15 protein-coding genes and 1 pseudogene are annotated in these 15,182 nt (G+C 55.7%); 7 read left to right on the top strand and 9 right to left on the bottom strand.

Annotated elements, in window-relative coordinates; all coding sequences use genetic code 11:
- Positions 1-186: 186 nt before the first annotated feature.
- Together AC0L7L_RS12875 and AC0L7L_RS12870 are read right to left on the bottom strand one after the other, a co-directional pair.
- Positions 187-1,050 carry a hypothetical protein gene (locus AC0L7L_RS12875; protein ID WP_473509403.1) on the bottom strand — a complete coding sequence of 288 codons (864 nt, stop codon included), beginning with the start codon at positions 1,048-1,050 and terminating at the stop codon, positions 187-189.
- An 828-nt stretch (positions 1,051-1,878) separates the two neighbouring features.
- On the bottom strand, positions 1,879-2,691 hold the full coding sequence (locus tag AC0L7L_RS12870) for a metallophosphoesterase family protein (protein WP_272212358.1): 813 nt from the start codon (positions 2,689-2,691) through the stop codon (positions 1,879-1,881).
- A gap of 461 nt (positions 2,692-3,152) precedes the next feature.
- On the opposite strand from AC0L7L_RS12870, the gene AC0L7L_RS12865 reads away from it, so the two are divergent.
- From AC0L7L_RS12865 to AC0L7L_RS12850, 4 genes are all read left to right on the top strand, one after another.
- Complete coding sequence (locus AC0L7L_RS12865) at positions 3,153-3,449, top strand: hypothetical protein (protein ID WP_473509400.1); 297 nt, start codon at positions 3,153-3,155, stop codon at positions 3,447-3,449.
- Positions 3,450-3,487: 38 nt separating this feature from the next.
- Positions 3,488-3,853, top strand: coding sequence for a hypothetical protein (locus tag AC0L7L_RS12860; protein WP_473509398.1), 366 nt, complete (start codon positions 3,488-3,490; stop codon positions 3,851-3,853).
- Positions 3,854-3,879: 26 nt separating this feature from the next.
- Positions 3,880-4,404: a hypothetical protein gene (locus AC0L7L_RS12855; RefSeq protein WP_473509396.1), complete on the top strand. Its 525-nt coding sequence runs from the start codon at positions 3,880-3,882 to the stop codon at positions 4,402-4,404.
- A 1,078-nt stretch (positions 4,405-5,482) separates the two neighbouring features.
- Complete coding sequence (locus AC0L7L_RS12850) at positions 5,483-6,001, top strand: 3'-5' exonuclease (RefSeq protein ID WP_272212356.1); 519 nt, start codon at positions 5,483-5,485, stop codon at positions 5,999-6,001.
- Positions 6,002-6,144: 143 nt separating this feature from the next.
- Here AC0L7L_RS12850 and AC0L7L_RS12845 read toward each other — a convergent pair whose 3' ends face one another.
- From AC0L7L_RS12845 to AC0L7L_RS12835, 3 genes are all read right to left on the bottom strand, one after another.
- Complete coding sequence (locus AC0L7L_RS12845) at positions 6,145-6,870, bottom strand: hypothetical protein (RefSeq protein ID WP_272212355.1); 726 nt, start codon at positions 6,868-6,870, stop codon at positions 6,145-6,147.
- 147 nt (positions 6,871-7,017) lie between these two features.
- Positions 7,018-7,812 (bottom strand): metallophosphoesterase, encoded by a 795-nt coding sequence (locus AC0L7L_RS12840; protein WP_272212354.1) that lies wholly within the window; start codon positions 7,810-7,812, stop codon positions 7,018-7,020.
- A 239-nt stretch (positions 7,813-8,051) separates the two neighbouring features.
- Entirely contained in the window at positions 8,052-8,582 is a 531-nt protein-coding gene (locus AC0L7L_RS12835) for an RNA 2'-phosphotransferase (RefSeq protein ID WP_272212353.1), read from the bottom strand.
- Between the two features lie 270 nt (positions 8,583-8,852).
- Here AC0L7L_RS12835 and AC0L7L_RS12830 point away from each other — a divergent pair, with 270 nt between their 5' ends.
- The 3 genes and pseudogenes from AC0L7L_RS12830 to AC0L7L_RS12820 form a co-directional block, all read left to right on the top strand.
- On the top strand, positions 8,853-9,185 hold the full coding sequence (locus AC0L7L_RS12830; RefSeq protein WP_272212352.1) for a helix-turn-helix transcriptional regulator: 333 nt from the start codon (positions 8,853-8,855) through the stop codon (positions 9,183-9,185).
- Complete coding sequence (locus tag AC0L7L_RS12825; protein ID WP_272212351.1) at positions 9,175-10,494, top strand: type II toxin-antitoxin system HipA family toxin; 1,320 nt, start codon at positions 9,175-9,177, stop codon at positions 10,492-10,494. The genes AC0L7L_RS12830 and AC0L7L_RS12825 overlap by 11 nt, the downstream gene beginning before the upstream one ends.
- A gap of 200 nt (positions 10,495-10,694) precedes the next feature.
- A pseudogene (locus AC0L7L_RS12820) lies at positions 10,695-10,898 on the top strand (IS110 family transposase); the annotation flags it as partial.
- A 327-nt stretch (positions 10,899-11,225) separates the two neighbouring features.
- Here the strand turns inward: AC0L7L_RS12820 and AC0L7L_RS12815 are convergent.
- The 4 genes from AC0L7L_RS12815 to AC0L7L_RS12800 all read right to left on the bottom strand — a co-directional run bounded on the left by AC0L7L_RS12815 (position 11,226) and on the right by AC0L7L_RS12800 (position 15,006).
- Entirely contained in the window at positions 11,226-12,683 is a 1,458-nt protein-coding gene (locus AC0L7L_RS12815) for an argonaute/piwi family protein (protein ID WP_473509392.1), read from the bottom strand.
- Positions 12,683-13,099 (bottom strand): hypothetical protein, encoded by a 417-nt coding sequence (locus tag AC0L7L_RS12810; protein ID WP_272212345.1) that lies wholly within the window; start codon positions 13,097-13,099, stop codon positions 12,683-12,685. Before AC0L7L_RS12810 ends, AC0L7L_RS12815 begins: the two co-directional genes overlap by 1 nt.
- Positions 13,096-14,004 (bottom strand): DUF4365 domain-containing protein, encoded by a 909-nt coding sequence (locus AC0L7L_RS12805; RefSeq protein WP_473509390.1) that lies wholly within the window; start codon positions 14,002-14,004, stop codon positions 13,096-13,098. The genes AC0L7L_RS12810 and AC0L7L_RS12805 overlap by 4 nt, the downstream gene beginning before the upstream one ends.
- 120 nt (positions 14,005-14,124) lie before the next feature.
- Positions 14,125-15,006: a pPIWI-associating nuclease domain-containing protein gene (locus AC0L7L_RS12800; protein WP_473509388.1), complete on the bottom strand. Its 882-nt coding sequence runs from the start codon at positions 15,004-15,006 to the stop codon at positions 14,125-14,127.
- Positions 15,007-15,182: the final 176 nt, after the last annotated feature.

Raw genomic sequence — 15,182 nt, 5'->3', positions numbered from 1 at the left:
GAAGGTCCGGAAACCGGCCTTTTAGGTCTTCGCACGTCGCGTAACGAACGACTGCTCTCAGGACGAGGTCGAGAGAGGGGGAACGGCCGAGTTGGAGGCATTGCCGACCCAAAGCAGTGATCGTAGACGGACCAGGTGCATCCGGATCATCACTTAAACGACCTATTTTGCCGCGTCGTGATGCCGTCACTTTGACTTGCCGGAGGAGCGAAAGAAGCGACCAATGCCGCCAGGAACTGTCGGCGCATCGCGAACCTGGTGCTGAGCTCCGGAGAGCCGATCAAGAGTTTCGGCGGACATGCGATTAAAGAGCGGATCAACCCACTCGAGCGACGTCAATGCCGGCGAATAGCCGATTGGCAGTCCGTGGAGGTATCGTTGTCTGTCAGCAACAAACCCAAGAACTTTACCCGGCGAATTTCGATCGACAGATACGATCTGGGGTACGCCTCCGGTCAGAGGGTCAGCCCCTTTATCAAGCGCATCGCAAAAGGCACTGAACAGTGATCTCGCAGTGCTGCCCTGCGAGGACGCCTTCCAGGCATTAATTTCCCTATTAAGTGATTTGCTGCCACTGCCGAGCGTCAGCACTACGTCTGAAGTGTCGCGTTTTTTGGTGTCTACTTGCACGTCCGTCCATCCGCGGGGACCGGGCTCATAATCAGTGCGCCAAGCCAGGAACGTGCCGCTCAGACCCGAGCCCTGTCGAGCAGCGTGGACCACAGTGAATCCCTGATCCGGAGCGTTCTGACGACGGCCGAAGGCCGTTCGTAGATATTCCACCAGCACCGCATGACGATCGTTGGGATCAGTATCGCTTGTCCAGAGGAGGCCCCGGGTGACTAGGTCGACAATCTGACCAAGGACCAGAGACGGGAACAGGACGTCCCCACAATAACCAAAGACGTCGGGCGTCGGCGCTGCGAATACCTTTCGCCCGCTGTCCCAACGCCGCGTCTGCGAACCCCAAGTAATGCGACTGTCGGTGACCACGTAGATGGCGCTTGGTCCGCGGCTGTCGACCGAGATCCAGGAAATTAACGTTGTCATTTGAAAATACCTCCATGCGAACGTATATTCCCTGAACAGTTAACCACGGGCAACTCCCAGACGCTCCACCAAATGAGGGGCGTGACGGTCGAGGACCTGCGTCAGTCCGGCCATGCCGGACTGACGCAGCTGGGTCTGAGCAAAAGCAAATTCATTCGCGGATTAACAGCACCTTCGCGGTTGTCGTTAGATTAAAGAACGACGGCTTTGGGGTTAAAGCTTCTTGTGATTAACGGCCGAAATGGGGACGCGCAAAGCAGAAGAGCTCCGACTTCCATGTTTTGCAGAGGAGTATTTAGACGTAATGTGTTGAAACGGTTAGAAAATTCTCGAAAATGGCAGAAGCTTCCATGTTTGGAATGCAATCTTGGATCTCTTTAAGGTTTGCTTAAGTCCGTGAGATAACTTTTGAAAGCCCGATTAAGGGTATTTGAAGCTGCCCCGTGAAAGGCTCTTCAAAATCCATAAAGCCCTATATCACGGGCGCTTGGCGGTGAGGGGGCGCTCAGTTCCATAAGCGACCTTATCGCACACCGCTCTCGGAATCTGCCGGTTTGACGCTATTTGAAAAGGTTGACCGTCTTCAGCGTCCATTCCTTCGGCAGACTGCTTTGCAGGGTGTCCTGCTGTCAAAATCACTTATATAGAAAGCCTGCCCGTTCTATCGCCACATCGCCTGATATACGGGACATTTGCGGCCGTTCTCAGCTGTTCCCGCCTATTCCCGGATATTGCAGCCTCATCTGACAAACAACATCGGGCGCCTGCTGATTGCGCCTCTTGCCACGAATTGAAAAATAGATGCCGCGCAACGCCGCCCAGCCGGTTTTACGCTTCCCGCGCCAAGAGACCGGCCTTGTCTGTGTCAATCAGACCCCGCAGCAACACATCCGCTTCCGCATCAGCTCTGACGTTTTCCGGATACCCGAAAGAAACGTTCACGATCGGCGTCCTTCCGACTTTTCCGCTCAGGTGTCGGTGCGTATGCCCAAACAGCCACAAGTCGGGGCTATGCCGCAAGATCCATTCATCCAGATCGGAAGCGAAACAAGGCGTCAGATCATCGACAGGTCCCGCCACACATGGACTGGGCGCATGATGGCTGACGATGACGGTCCGCCCTTCAAAAGGCTCCTGGACTTTTCGCGTCACCCATTCGAGATGGTCCGCATTAACTCGGATCGTGTCATCGGGGCGCACCATTCTCCCGTTGAACCGGATCCGATCATAATCGGTCATGCGATAGCTCGCCTGCCGGATTGCGGCTCCACGATCTCCACTCAAACAGAAATCAGTCCAAAGCGTGCAACAAAGGAAACGAACACCACCAAACTCCAGCGCCTCCTTCTGGACAAAGCGCATGCCGGCATCTTCCACCAATGACTTCAGCCGCTGTTCGCCATCCAACTGCCACTGATAATAGTCGTGGTTACCTGGCAGGATGAATACCTTTGCCGGATCAATCAGGCGTGCCAGCTGCTCCAGACCCCTTGGCCAGTTCTGCAATGGGTTGTCCGCGAGATCACCCGCCAGAACAAAAGCATCAAGCCCATCGAAAATCGACCTAAAATTCACAAACGGATCGCGATAGCTTCGCCACCAGAAGTCTAGGTGCCAATCGGCTGTAACGAGTATTCGCATCAAGCTTGCTTTGCTTCAGAATAGATCCGACTTTGTGGCTGAAGCGACCTCCTATCACTCGAACGACGCCTTTGCTATCATGCAAAGAGAAAGCGGACGGTCAGGAATGCGCCCCCATTTCGGCCAATAGATCTCTCTCGACCTTGTCCTGAAAGCTGCCATTCGTCGCGCAACGTGCGAACGTCTACAAAGGACGGGAAGCCGACCTTCGCTGCGTCCAGGATGAAGGGCAGCGAAGCGCCAGAACTTGACTTTCGCTGCGCTGCCCCGGGCGGACAGATCAGTGCAGAATCACGACGACCACACCCGATCAGTGTGCGATAAACATGGAGTCAGCAATCTCCATGGACACGTGGCTATCTGCATAGTGTTTGAAGCAAGCTGAACAAACAGTTATGAATTTTCACATCGGCGAGGAGGCAACGTCCCCGGCCCGAATGAATGTAGAAAGCGATTGAGCCATGCTTGAAGAACAGATTAGGGAAATTGTTGAACATCACTATATGGCAAGCAATCCCCGACTGCTTCTGCTTTCTCACCTCGGAGAGGCACTTTCTGACCGGGAATTTTGGCCAGAGGCAGGGGAAAGGCGCACTCTGCTAGAAGCAGTCGAAAGCGTGGGCGGAATTTCAGTAATAAGAGATGAAAAGGCTGAAGCTTTTATTGCTGTCGTTCGCGAAGGCGATGAAGCCCGAGCGGAGAAGGAAATTCTTCGGCGTCATAAGTTTTTTTCCTCAGAGGGTTGCCAAAAGCACTAATAATCGCCTTCACAAAACCCATCGATGAGTCTACTAAAATGTTCGTACGGCTCTCCCCTAAGATCCAGTACAGAATTGGCACCGAAGGCGGCGAAAATGAAATAGTCATTGACGCTGATCTTCGAGTTCCCCTTGGCAATTCAATTGAGCTGGATGAACTTGAGCTTCAACAGATCGAGCGCCTGGAGGTAGGGGTAAGATCTTGGGCAGAACGTTCTGACATTGACCTGGCTACACTCAGGCGAAACAACAACGCTGCCCCCAAAGCCAGCAACCGGTCGATACCTGCCTCGAAAGACATGCGGTCATCTGCGCTTGAGCGCCTATTTGCTTCGCAAGATCCTGAAGTCGCAAAGAGAATGGTTATTCCCATGGATATTGCAATTCTCCTGGGAAGGCATTGATAGTGGCAAGGAAACGGAGAAAGCCGGTGGCTCTGGCTGGTACGCAAGCCATGGTCATTGTCGCAGGCCTTCCGGTGACGACCTACGGGCGTTCCCTGCAGGAGTTCTCCAAACGCTTCCCTGACGTGATCGTTCAGGGTACACCGGCGAGCATATCCGACGGTGCATTGTATCCAAAACGCTACGTTCAGCAGCTGGTTCAAGATGTAGGGCAATTCATTCTACGCCGAAGGGAAAACAGCCGCCGACAACCGACCCCGGCGGAAATCCATCTTTTTTTCGTACCCTCGACGGATCAAGAAATGCTTCTCAGGGCCTTCGATTTTTTCGTTATGCCTACGGCCTTGTGCGGCTTGGAAGAGTGGTCTCACCAGGGAAAGCAATGTCGTCATGATTTTGATACAGCTGCGAGGGGGCTTATCGAAAACTATCAGCGGTCGTCTCCTGCGCGGTCAAATTTGAGCGAAGTGCGAAGAAGGCTAGGCTATTTGTCTGACAACGAGGCATTACTTCTCCCCCTCGGAACTACATCACGCCTGATGGCGAGTTGACCGATGTTTTTCGAAAATTCAGGTCCGGTGCTATTGAGTGGACAGATAGGCTTGAAGGGCTGGGTCCGTGTGATCTGACACACGATGATGTACCGAATAGAGTATCCCAAAAGCAAACTCGCCATCCCTTCGTTGACAGCCGAGACTTGGCTTTCTTCGTTGCACATCCAACCGCCTACGATGGAAACGTGTGGGAAGCAGAAGAGGGCAGCCCTCAACCTGATTTAGTCTTGTCCTTGAGGAGCCTCTATCGTTTTGGCGGAGCACTGCCTCAGGGATTCCATCACGATGTGCAGAGAAGAGACGGAAACGGCCTAGGTCGCGCTTCGTTCAATTGCGCAAAACGAGGCAGTATCGCAAGCCCCGTAGGGTATGCGAATGTCTACCCAGATGATGTCGTTAGACTGAAAAACGCAACCGTCAAATAAGGAAAACCGCCAACACTTGAATAAGTGTATGGCGGTTCTTTTCCCGCGCCCTACGCTTCATCAGTCGGTCAACTCTGCCTAGACAGAGTCGTTTGCACCGAGTCGCAACCAAGTGCAAAGGCTCACATTCGAGCCAGCAGAATCTCGAAGCCTTAGCTCCGGCGTATTTCCTTAACTCGCGAGTTAAGGTCCACGCGACGCGCATAGAGTGCCAAACTCCTGTTTCAGATAAGTAGTATCGCAGCGTCAGAGTCAATAGGTCTCTCCCTAAAAGGTTCTTCATCGCGCGTCGCTAGGCTCAAGGCTCGTTAACATTTAACACCGGAAGATGACAGTTGCGCGAGGGCTACAACGGGCAGGAGGACCTGCAACATCTGTCGTAGTGCTCCGAGCGGTTGATCGGTGCTGCCGACCGGCCCTCCGCATAGGGCTGGGACCGGTCATCCGCCGCGCCCGGCACGAAGGTTGGCAAAGGGCCGAAAGCGACTAAACGCCTCTCAAGCCCGAACGTCCGCTTCGCTAATTGGTGAGACCAAACCTGCCAGTCAGCAGTCGGCCCCCATTTTAGTCACCCACTGTGCTGTTACTTATCGCCACCCTCAATACGCTACTTTCTTCGAGACCATTGATGCAGTATGGGTCAAAATCTGATGACCGGCAAAAATATCGAAACACTCATGGCCCTCGATTTCGAAGCCTCGTCTCTATCAGCAGAGAGCTGGCCAATCGAAGTCGGCATATCATGGATTGAAGGCAATCAGGTTCAGACATGGTCGTCGCTGATACGGCCGGCATCGGTTTGGGAGCGGGCGGATTGGTCGAAGCAAAGCGAAGCGGTGCATGGGATTTCGATGTCGGATCTGGAGACCGCCCCGACCGTTGAAGACGTCACCCAACAGCTGATGCCCAAAATCGAGGGCTTTATTCTGGTTTCCGATGCTCCAAGGCTCGAAACCCACTGGCTAAGCCGTCTTCTTGGCGCCGCACGCTGGGCACCTTCAGTAATCACTGTCGAAGACTACGATACTGTGAGCTTCGCTCATTTCGATGGTCTTGCCCTTGATTTTCTATACGAAAAGCTCGAGCGCATGCGTGTGCCTCATCGGGCCGGCGCCGACAGTGCTCGCCTGGCTTCGGGCTGGCTCAAGGCCTTGCAGGTACGCGAGTAACAGAAAACTGGATAATTCCTCGAATCGCGGCGGTTGCCAATTTGCAGGGTGAAATCGCAAGGTCTGCCGAAGGCAGCCATTCTGAACAACAGTATGCAGAAATCGACCGGCTTTTCGTGCGGGAGGACGCACCTCAATCGTTCTCAGTGACGTGTCACGGATTGAACGAGGTCGTCCGTCTCGAGTTTCAGGCCTGAACGCCACAGGGCTGTTTTCGTTACGATGTATTCCAGCTTGTCATCCCGATCGCGAAGCTCTTGCACGGTGATCAAGCCACTCCATTCCAAGGGCTTGAGAACACAAGCACTGAATGCAAGAACTTCACGCCAGCGCCGGTCATTGCCGGTCTCTGCCTCGCCATAAAAGCAGCTGAATAGATTGTCTTCGCTCGCCCCGTCTTCGATCTCGACATTCATGACATTGAGCCAGACATCCCAATTGCCGAAGAGGCCTTCACCGAGGCGGGAATAGGCCGCGTGGTCGATATTGAGCACGAAAAAGGGTATGAGTCGTTTGAACAGCAGGCCGGGATGTGCCGCGAGATCTTTGCCTTCGGAGGTGACGCGGAACATGCCCTTGTAATGACGGCCCAGACGGAGGCGGATCAGCAGGAAGTGCAACATATCGACGGGTGGAAAGTCAGCTTCATTGATGACCGACTGGTAGCGGAACGTTTCTTTGGCCGATTTGCCTGGCCATTCAAAATTCTCCACCGCCCACCTTACGAAATCGCGCTTGAACGCCTTGGTCGCAGTCAAGCCGATCCCGCCATGTTCCGCGGCACAGTTTAGTATCAGGCAAGCACCGCGTAACAGGGGCGACAGAGCCAGATCAGGATGGTCGTCTGGTAGGGATTGAAACTCGATCATGGGGTTTGCTCTGTGTCGGAGGTCGATGCCAAACTAAACGTTCTGATCGCTTCGGCAAGACCGGCGAACAATCACCATTCCTTTGCCGAATGCACCGAATGATCAGTCGTTCGCTTCAAACCGTCGCTCTTCGCCGTGCCGGCGAGATCAGACATCGATCATGCCTCGCATCAAGAGGTCAGCTTCCTGCCCGGCCTCCACCTCCGACGGATAACCAAGCGAAACATTGCGGACAGTCGTGTCGCCTTCAACGGTTTGACGCTGCCTATGCGTATGCCCGAACAACCAGGCGTCAGGGTTGTGCTTCGTGATCAGTGCCCGAAGATCCGAGCCGTAGATCGGATCAAACTCGCTTGGCGAATCTGACAGCAGTTCCGGGTGTGGACAGTGATGCGTGACCACCACCGTCTTGCCAACAAACGACGTCGCCAACTGGTCCTCCAGCCAGCGCCGATGATCTCCGTGAACGAGCACCGTGTCTGATGGTTGGATCTTGCTGTACCGAGGTGTTTTACGGATATAGCGGTAATCATTCATCCGTGTTCTGGCGAACGCCATGGCAGCCGCAGGCGCGCCGTGAAGCGCGAAGTCAGTCCAGAGCGTGCAACACAGGAACCGCGTATTGCCGACCGCGATTTCTGCCTTCTGCGCAAAATTGGCTCCCGCCTGTGCCGTCAATTCGGCAAGACGGTCATCGCCATCAATGACGTGGTGATAATAGTCGTGGTTGCCCGGGAACACGTAAATGCGTGCCGGGTCGATATAGCGTCCAAGATGCCGGAGCAATCGCGCCCATCGCACCTTCGGTTTGTCCGCCAGATCTCCTGCGATGAACAGTGCATCCAATGCGCCGAGCATTTCAGGAGGCAGCGCGGCGAAGGGATCACGTCCTGCTTCAAGCCATTGGTCGAGATGCAGGTCGGCGGTGATCAGAACGGGCATGAGAGGTGTTATCCGAAGGAAGCAACATGGGATCTGGATGCGTTCTTGCACGACGGCGCCCCACTTACAATGCTTTGTATTAAAACGATAAAATGCGAAAAACAGAGTGGCGATCTATTATTCGCAGTAGCCGTCTCCGAACGCTTTCCGGCACTGAACGTGGGACCAGAAACATCTGAAAGGTACATTGAGGCCGCCCGAGCGCAGAGGAAGCCAAAATGGCCACCGTTTGCTCGACCTTATTGAAACCCCAGATATTCCGGCGCCACCCATTCCGTCAGCCAGACGCCATTGTCGGCGACCCAAAAGGAACACCGATCTTCGTGCATGCGCAGCGCGTCGATGCTCAACACCACAGGCTTGCCATGACGCTGGCCAACCTTCTCGGCAGTCGTGGCGTCCTGAGACAGGTGGACGTATTGGCGACGGCCCGGCTTGATGCCATCTGCAAAGATGGCGTCCAGGTTGGCTCGGGCGGTTCCATGGAAAAGCACCGGCGGCGGCACTGACAATGAAAGTCCAAGGTCCACCGCGATACTGTGCCCCTGCGCCGCCCTGATCATCTCACCGTTCTCCGAAAGGGTGAAACGTTGTTTGTCGTTGTCTGCCACCAGCTGTCTCAGCTCTTCCACATTCAATGGACGGCCAGCTTTCTTCAAGCCGCGCAGCAGGTCAGAAACAAGCGCCCATCCGCCTGCACGCAGTTTCAGCCCCACAAGCTCTGGTTCGTGCCGGAGCACGCGGGAGATGAATTTGCTGTCGCTGCTCATTGCATGACCTTTAGTGACTTTCCGGCCAGGTGTTCTCTTGTGGCAGGCATTCTTCTGAATGAAGTGATCATCGATATGGCGCGATGGCGGGGGATTGGCAAACTCGCTGGATAGATCGCGTCACTAATGATCATTATATGATCCATAAAGACGCTAATGGTACATATAAGGCTCGTGAGTTTGCGTTTCGTCTGTCTTGCACTATAATGAGCCTTAAAATATCCATCGGCGACCAAAAGGCTTTTAAATGATCCGCTCAACGGAGCTATCATGAAGCGAACCCGCAGCTATTCCCGTACCACAAAACAGGCCTTGTCCTTGTTCGGCAAGCTGATCAGGGCCGCCCGCGTTGAGCGCGGCCTGACCGCTGTCGAACTCTCCGAGCGTGCCGGCATTACCCGCAAAACGCTTCGCAGGATCGAGTATGGAGAACCGGGACCGGAGATCGGCACGGTCTTCGAGGTCGCCACTCTGGTCGGCATCCGCCTGTTCGATCTGGATGATCAGACACTGGCCATGCATAACGCCCGTCTCGATGAGAAGCTGGCGCTTCTGCCCAAGAGCGTTCGCCACAGCCCGCAGGAGGTCGATGATGACTTCTAGGCTTTCGCAGCACAAGGAGGCCTATGTCTGGATCTGGCTGCCAGAGCAGACTGACCCGGTTGTTGCCGGTCGCATCACGCGTGGCGGCAACCGCTACGTTTTCAACTATGGCGCCAGCTATCTGGACCGTGACAATGCGATCCCGATTTATGAGCCCGAGCTTCCGCTGCGTCGCGGTCTGATCGAGCCGGACGCCGGCCTGCCTATGGCGAGTTGCCTGCGGGATGGCTCGCCTGACGCATGGGGTCGCAGGGTCATTCTCAATCGTCTGGTGGGCGGCAAGCCTGCCGAAGACGACACCGGCGATATCACCGAGCTGACATACTTGCTGGAATCCGGTTCCGATCGGATCGGCGCACTCGACTTTCAGCAATCGGCAACGGAATACGTTCCCCGTCTCAAGGCAGAGGCGTCCTATGAGGAACTCATTGAAGCCGCCGGCCGGATCGAGCGGGGCGCTTCGCTGACGCCTGCATTGGATCAGGCACTCAACCACGGAACCTCGATCGGCGGCGCACGGCCGAAGGCGCTGATCGATCGCGGTGACCAAAAGCTGATCGCCAAGTTCTCTTCGAGCAACGATCTTTATAGCGTCGTAAAGGCCGAGTTCATTGCGATGCGGCTTGCGGCCACCTGTGGTCTGAACGTCGCGCCGGTCTCGACGGTCTCTGCAGCGAACAAGGATGTCCTGCTGATCGAACGCTTCGACCGCGTCAAAGGCGACAATGGCTGGCAGAGAAAGGCCATGGTCTCGGCACTGACGATGTTCGGCCTCGATGAAATGATGGCGCGCTATGCCTCCTACCAGGACCTCGCAGAAATCATCCGCCATCGCTTCACCCAGCCAAAGGAAACGCTGAAAGAACTCTTCGGACGGCTCTGCTTCAATATCCTGTGCGGCAACACCGACGATCACGCCCGCAATCATGCCGCCTTCTGGGACGGCAGGATGCTGGCGCTTACCCCCGCCTACGACATCTGCCCGCAGGGCCGAACCGGCAATGAAGCGACGCAGGCCATGCTGATCAGTGGAGACAACCGCATGAGCACGCTGAAGAACTGCCTCGATGCGGCTGCCAATTTCCTGTTGAGCGAGGTTGAAGCTGTTTCAATCATCGAGGGCCAGATTGCGACCATTGCAAATGAATGGAAACGTGTTTGTGAAGAGGCGCGATTGAGCGAGACGGACGCGAAGCTGTTGGCCGGACGTCAGTTTCTAAACGCATACTGCGTCGATGGTCTAGATGAAAGTCGTGCGGCTCTGGCAAAAGCGTTCGGCCACGCACGCAGGTGGATTGCAAGCACCTGACCATGATTAGTGGTCATCAATCATTTCGCTGCCTACTGTCTGAAAGGGGCCATCGAACGAACATGGTGTAATCGCGGGAGCAATGGCCGCCTTTTGATGTGGCTAGATATTTGAACATCTAGCCGGCTGACTGTCCCCCGCTAGAATGAAGAACGGGCTCATGATCGCAACCGGGCCCAAACACCGAACGGAGGACAACCATGCATCAGTATATCGGTCTCGACGTATTCATGAAAGAGACAGCAATATCCATCCGACAGGACGGCAAGAGGATTTGGCGGGGCAAGTGCGCGTCGGACCCGCAACGGCTCGCAGCAGTGATCCGCAAACGTGCACCGTCAGTCCGGCGGGTCGTGTTCGAGACAGGGCAGTTGTCAGTCTGGTTCTATCATGCGCTGACGGCGTAGCGTTTGCCGGTGATCTGCATCTTCGTCTCGGCCTGCCAGATGGCGCACGAGAATCTCGCCAAACAGCTCCTGCCGCAAACCGGCTGTTACTCGCTCATCGGGCCGCAGAACGCGATCAATTTCGACGATGCCGCAGCGTTCTGGGTCGCTTTCTACCAGCTAATGTCCAAGGAGCGTTCCATGAAACGGGAGGAGCTGCAAAGACGGGTCCGGGAACTGTCCGCAATATTCGAGGAACCAATCAATCATTTCGCGTCAAGTCAGAGCAGAGCAAAGGGCTACATGCGCGTCCGAAACAAGAGACATGCTTCCTGATGGTGCCGCCTAGATATAGCGCCGGTAGTCGGTACTTACGGTTTGGCCTTCGCCCATATATTTTAGGATCTCGCCCACCTTACGCGCTGCGCGGATAGGGATCGGAAGGCGCTGGTTCATCTGGGTCGAGTTCCAGTTGATTTTGGTCAGCGAGAAGACCTCCTCGGCGATTTGGGCAATCGTGCTGTCGCAGCTTTTATGCGGACAAAGCAGCAGCGGACGCGGATCATACAGACCCGGATAGGTGCCGTAGTAGGGTATACTGCCATTTGTGTAGAGCAAGCCCTTACCCGCCAGGTTCACAAACGTGCCGCGCAGGACAGGATAGTTTCCATCGCGCAAGATCTTTGCTGCGTACGACTCCTGAACCCAGACAAGATCGCGAAGCTCGGTGCCCGCTTCTTCCAGCGCGCGCAGAATGCCGTCGGCCTCATCCTCCCGGAAACGGGAGGTTTTGAGCACAATGACCCGTGCCGGATAGTGCTTGTGATGATTTTTGTAGGCTGCAAGCACCTGCCCGATGAGCTCGTAGGCATCATCGTCGGTCATATAGGGATGACGGCCGCGGCTTTCGGTTTGCGCCCTCTTCCCCTTGAGAATGAACCCGCGCCCGCGCTCATCGAACATTTGCGCCGCGCTGGTAAAAAGCTGCTGGCCCCCTGCCTCGCGGTAAAAGCTGATCCCGACATAGCAAGCGGCAAACTCGCCTTCCCGTGGCTGGCGGCGCCATGGGATGCGGCCGCTGCCTTTAAAATAGAGTGTGGTGAAGAGGTTCCAGCTCCGGTCTGCCTCGTCCTGTATCTCGCGGTCCTTGCTTTCCTTGATTTTGCGGGAGATTGCCGCCTTGTCGTCGATCACATCCTCCCACACGATCTGGATCGGAAAATTCAGACCCATCGTTCGAGCTTTGAGCATCCCCCTGAAATTCGGGGCATCTGAACCGCCGCTGTCTTCCTTCTCGGTCGTACTTTTTGAATCTACCTTCGCATTCCAGATACGCTCGATAAGCGCGACCGGCAAGGCAACGATGGCAACATCAGGTCGGTAGCCGCTATCATCCAGCGTCTGCAGCAGTGAGAATATTTCATCGACTGCCATCTCCACCGCCTTCTGGTGATGCGGCTCCTTGACGATTTTGTCGATCTTGCTCTGTGATAGTGCGGCCGTAACATTCTCCGGGATTTCAAACCGGCAGCGGAAAGGATTCTGATTGCCAAGGCCGGGAAAATCCGGGTGCAGATTAGGATGCTTCTCGCCCTTTCCCTTGATCCCTGTTGCAACAGCCGAGAAGTATTTTTGCGTGCTCTCGACCGTCTTCGTGCTGCCGACAACCCCGACCCTGATCACCTCCCCCAAGGGCGGCTGCAGCGGCCCCGCTTCGACGAGTCCGCGGCGCGGATCCAGGCCGTGATGCTGATCGCCGAATTCCAGCTCGGGCTCTTCAAATATCTTGCTTTCGAATTCCATCAGACCGCGAACCTTTCCTGCTCGGCTGGGTCTTCGGGTCGTTTCTTCGGCGTGCCCCAGACATCTTCCGGCACCCGTGTATCAAGCGCGATCTGCGGCGGCGGATCGAATTTCAGGCGAGGCTCCTGAACCGCATGGCGTTCGAAGAGATCATCACCTGCGCTCTGTTTCTGGGTAAGGAAGCGATGCCACATGATCACCTGACCGCGCAGCGAGGCGCTGTTATCCAGACGCTTCTTTCCGGCGAGCAAAGCCTGCGGGTAAGAGTGCGGTGTGAAGCCGTCCGTCGTAAAATAGTAGGTCGGGGTGATGATCAAAAACCACTGGTCGTCGAGCAGTTCGAAGCGCGGCGCAAATGCGTGGTGGCGCACGTAGGCAACAAGCCCCTCTTCCTTCTTGCTGGTAATGACATTCACGACGTCGGCATGTGTCTTTTTCTGCGTCGATTCATAATGGAACCGGCGGGGGCATTCTTCTCTTCCGCCCGGAAATAAAGCAGCTTGCGCTCCTTCTCCCAGTTCAGGTCTTCCGCAACCTGGTGCCTGAGCGTCTGCCGTAGCAGGAAGGAGAATTTATGCTGCTCGTCAAGGTCCTCGTGAAAAGCGAGATAGCTCGTCTCGATCGCCTCGACCTGATCGGTATCGACAATGTCGCGGCACGAGGAATTGCGGGGATCGTGAAATGACCAGAACGAACCGCCATTGATGACCCAGTCGAACCGGGCGGGTCCGTCAGCTTCCAGGAGCAACGACGTTGCCTTCGGCCCCCTATGCGGTGTCGAAGCAACGAATATCTCGGTAGGCAGGGTGATCGGCAGCATATTAACAAGGGCGCTTTCGCCCCCGCCAAGCGGCGGAACGTAATAGCCGAATCCGGCCTTGGGCACCGTGAGGGCTGCCAGATGGTCGGCCGCATTGCTATCTAAGACGTCCTGCGCCTTATCGAACCGAAGGCGGCGCTCACCCGCTGTGACGCCACTCGGGACTTCTTTCCAGTAGAAACTCTCGTCTGATTTTCGATAGAGGACGATGATCACGGGCAGGTTCGATCCGCGCCAGTAATCCAGGTCTTTCGGCTTGAGCAGATAGCTGAACCCCGTATCGTCTTCGGATGTGTATTTCCCCTCTGCCGTTGCCTTGACCTGCACGGCGATCATTCGCGCCAAGGGGCGGCCTTCATCCATCACTTCGGCGATGCCGTCGATCCCGGCTTCAAGGCGGGACCGGCCGTCAAACTGAAAGCCGATATGAAGAAACCGCTGCCCTACAGCGAGTTCTCCGATCTGACCGAGCATCTGGTTTGGCGTTAGGATCTTCGACATGAGAACTAGGTAGAACAATCAGGGAACATTTGCCACGATGGCGAAGGAATTGCTCCGCGACTCTGTGGATATTCTGGTTCTGATATGTTCAGCCGATCCTTTCTCCGCGCCGCGCGGGTTCTAGAGAATTAGTCGCGAGAGGTAGAGAATCCCGTCCTCGACGCGAACGCGGATCGCCTGCAGCTTGTTGAAGCTGAATTTTCCGGCCTCGCCATGTGTACCCTGGTTGAAGGTCTGGAAGAGCGTGACGACATTCTCGATGTCGCTGTCAACAAAAGACTCCAGTTCGTCCCCCACCATGCCGCTCCGGTGAAGAATGTATTTGATCTTTGCCCGTCTGGTCGGCGTTCCCTGCTGTGTCCGCTCACAGTTGGGAATAGATTGTTCGACCGCCTCATTGGGGGCGTGCATGTCGAGAATGCGGGTGATAATCTCGCGCGCGCTGGTGCAGAAGTGGCGCGCCGCGTCGGGATTTTGCGGACTGAGCGAGTACAGGGCGCCGCGCCACCTGTCGCAGAGATCTGCGGATAGACGCTGGAGGATCGGTGTGAGCGGACTTTCCGGCTCATCGGGCGCCGGTGCGTCGTCAGCGATGGCGCTGTCTTCCAGCAGCGCGTTCATCAGGCCGGCGTTATTTGCGGCCTCACGCTCTGACAGGTCCAAAAGTTCATTGTAGCGCTCGTCGAAGCGTCCCTGGTCGGCTGCACTTTCAAGGCGCTCATACGCCGCCTGCATGGTGTCGACCGACACCCGGTAGGTGACATAGCGTGTGGTGTTCGTCTGACGATTAAGACGCGCGATTTCGTTCTTGAGCCGCTGCCGGTTCGCGCGGAACCGGGAATTATGCGCCCTAACCTCACGGTTGTAGCGGTCGACCTCCTGCTTTACCTTGCGGTTATACTCTCGGATGCCGCGATTAAGGTCATCGATGGCACGTTTCTGCTTCTGCTGAGCCTGTCGCATCATGCTTCTCAGCTGGGATGGTGTTACACGGCGCGCCATTTCCCGACCTCCTGTCTATCCCTTCCTATTTCTCCATGCATCGCCTTCACTCCCATCCCCGCCTGATTTCTGTCCGTTGGCATTCAGGGCAGTGAATTGGATATGTCGGCTGATCGCGGCGGCGTGCCTCACGCTTTTCGTCTTCGTCGAGAACTTCTTCTTCAAAGCGATTGCCG

Source organism: Martelella sp. K41-7 (genome assembly GCF_055808365.1).
This window is presented reverse-complemented; position numbering and strand designations above follow the sequence as displayed.

Bases quoted from the DNA above. Each gene is read 5' to 3' on its own strand.
- AC0L7L_RS12850 (WP_272212356.1), top strand. From the start codon at position 5,483: ATGACCGGCAAAAATATCGAAACACTCATGGCCCTCGATTTCGAAGCC.
- AC0L7L_RS12805 (WP_473509390.1), bottom strand. From the start codon at position 14,004: ATGTCGAAGATCCTAACGCCAAACCAGATGCTCGGTCAGATCGGAGAA.
- AC0L7L_RS12840 (WP_272212354.1), bottom strand. From the start codon at position 7,812: ATGCCCGTTCTGATCACCGCCGACCTGCATCTCGACCAATGGCTTGAA.
- AC0L7L_RS12860 (WP_473509398.1), top strand. From the start codon at position 3,488: ATGTTCGTACGGCTCTCCCCTAAGATCCAGTACAGAATTGGCACCGAA.
- AC0L7L_RS12835 (WP_272212353.1), bottom strand. From the start codon at position 8,582: ATGAGCAGCGACAGCAAATTCATCTCCCGCGTGCTCCGGCACGAACCA.
- AC0L7L_RS12875 (WP_473509403.1), bottom strand. From the start codon at position 1,050: ATGACAACGTTAATTTCCTGGATCTCGGTCGACAGCCGCGGACCAAGC.
- AC0L7L_RS12845 (WP_272212355.1), bottom strand. From the start codon at position 6,870: ATGATCGAGTTTCAATCCCTACCAGACGACCATCCTGATCTGGCTCTG.
- AC0L7L_RS12830 (WP_272212352.1), top strand. From the start codon at position 8,853: ATGAAGCGAACCCGCAGCTATTCCCGTACCACAAAACAGGCCTTGTCC.
- AC0L7L_RS12825 (WP_272212351.1), top strand. From the start codon at position 9,175: ATGACTTCTAGGCTTTCGCAGCACAAGGAGGCCTATGTCTGGATCTGG.
- AC0L7L_RS12865 (WP_473509400.1), top strand. From the start codon at position 3,153: ATGCTTGAAGAACAGATTAGGGAAATTGTTGAACATCACTATATGGCA.
- AC0L7L_RS12870 (WP_272212358.1), bottom strand. From the start codon at position 2,691: ATGCGAATACTCGTTACAGCCGATTGGCACCTAGACTTCTGGTGGCGA.
- AC0L7L_RS12815 (WP_473509392.1), bottom strand. From the start codon at position 12,683: ATGGAATTCGAAAGCAAGATATTTGAAGAGCCCGAGCTGGAATTCGGC.
- AC0L7L_RS12800 (WP_473509388.1), bottom strand. From the start codon at position 15,006: ATGGCGCGCCGTGTAACACCATCCCAGCTGAGAAGCATGATGCGACAG.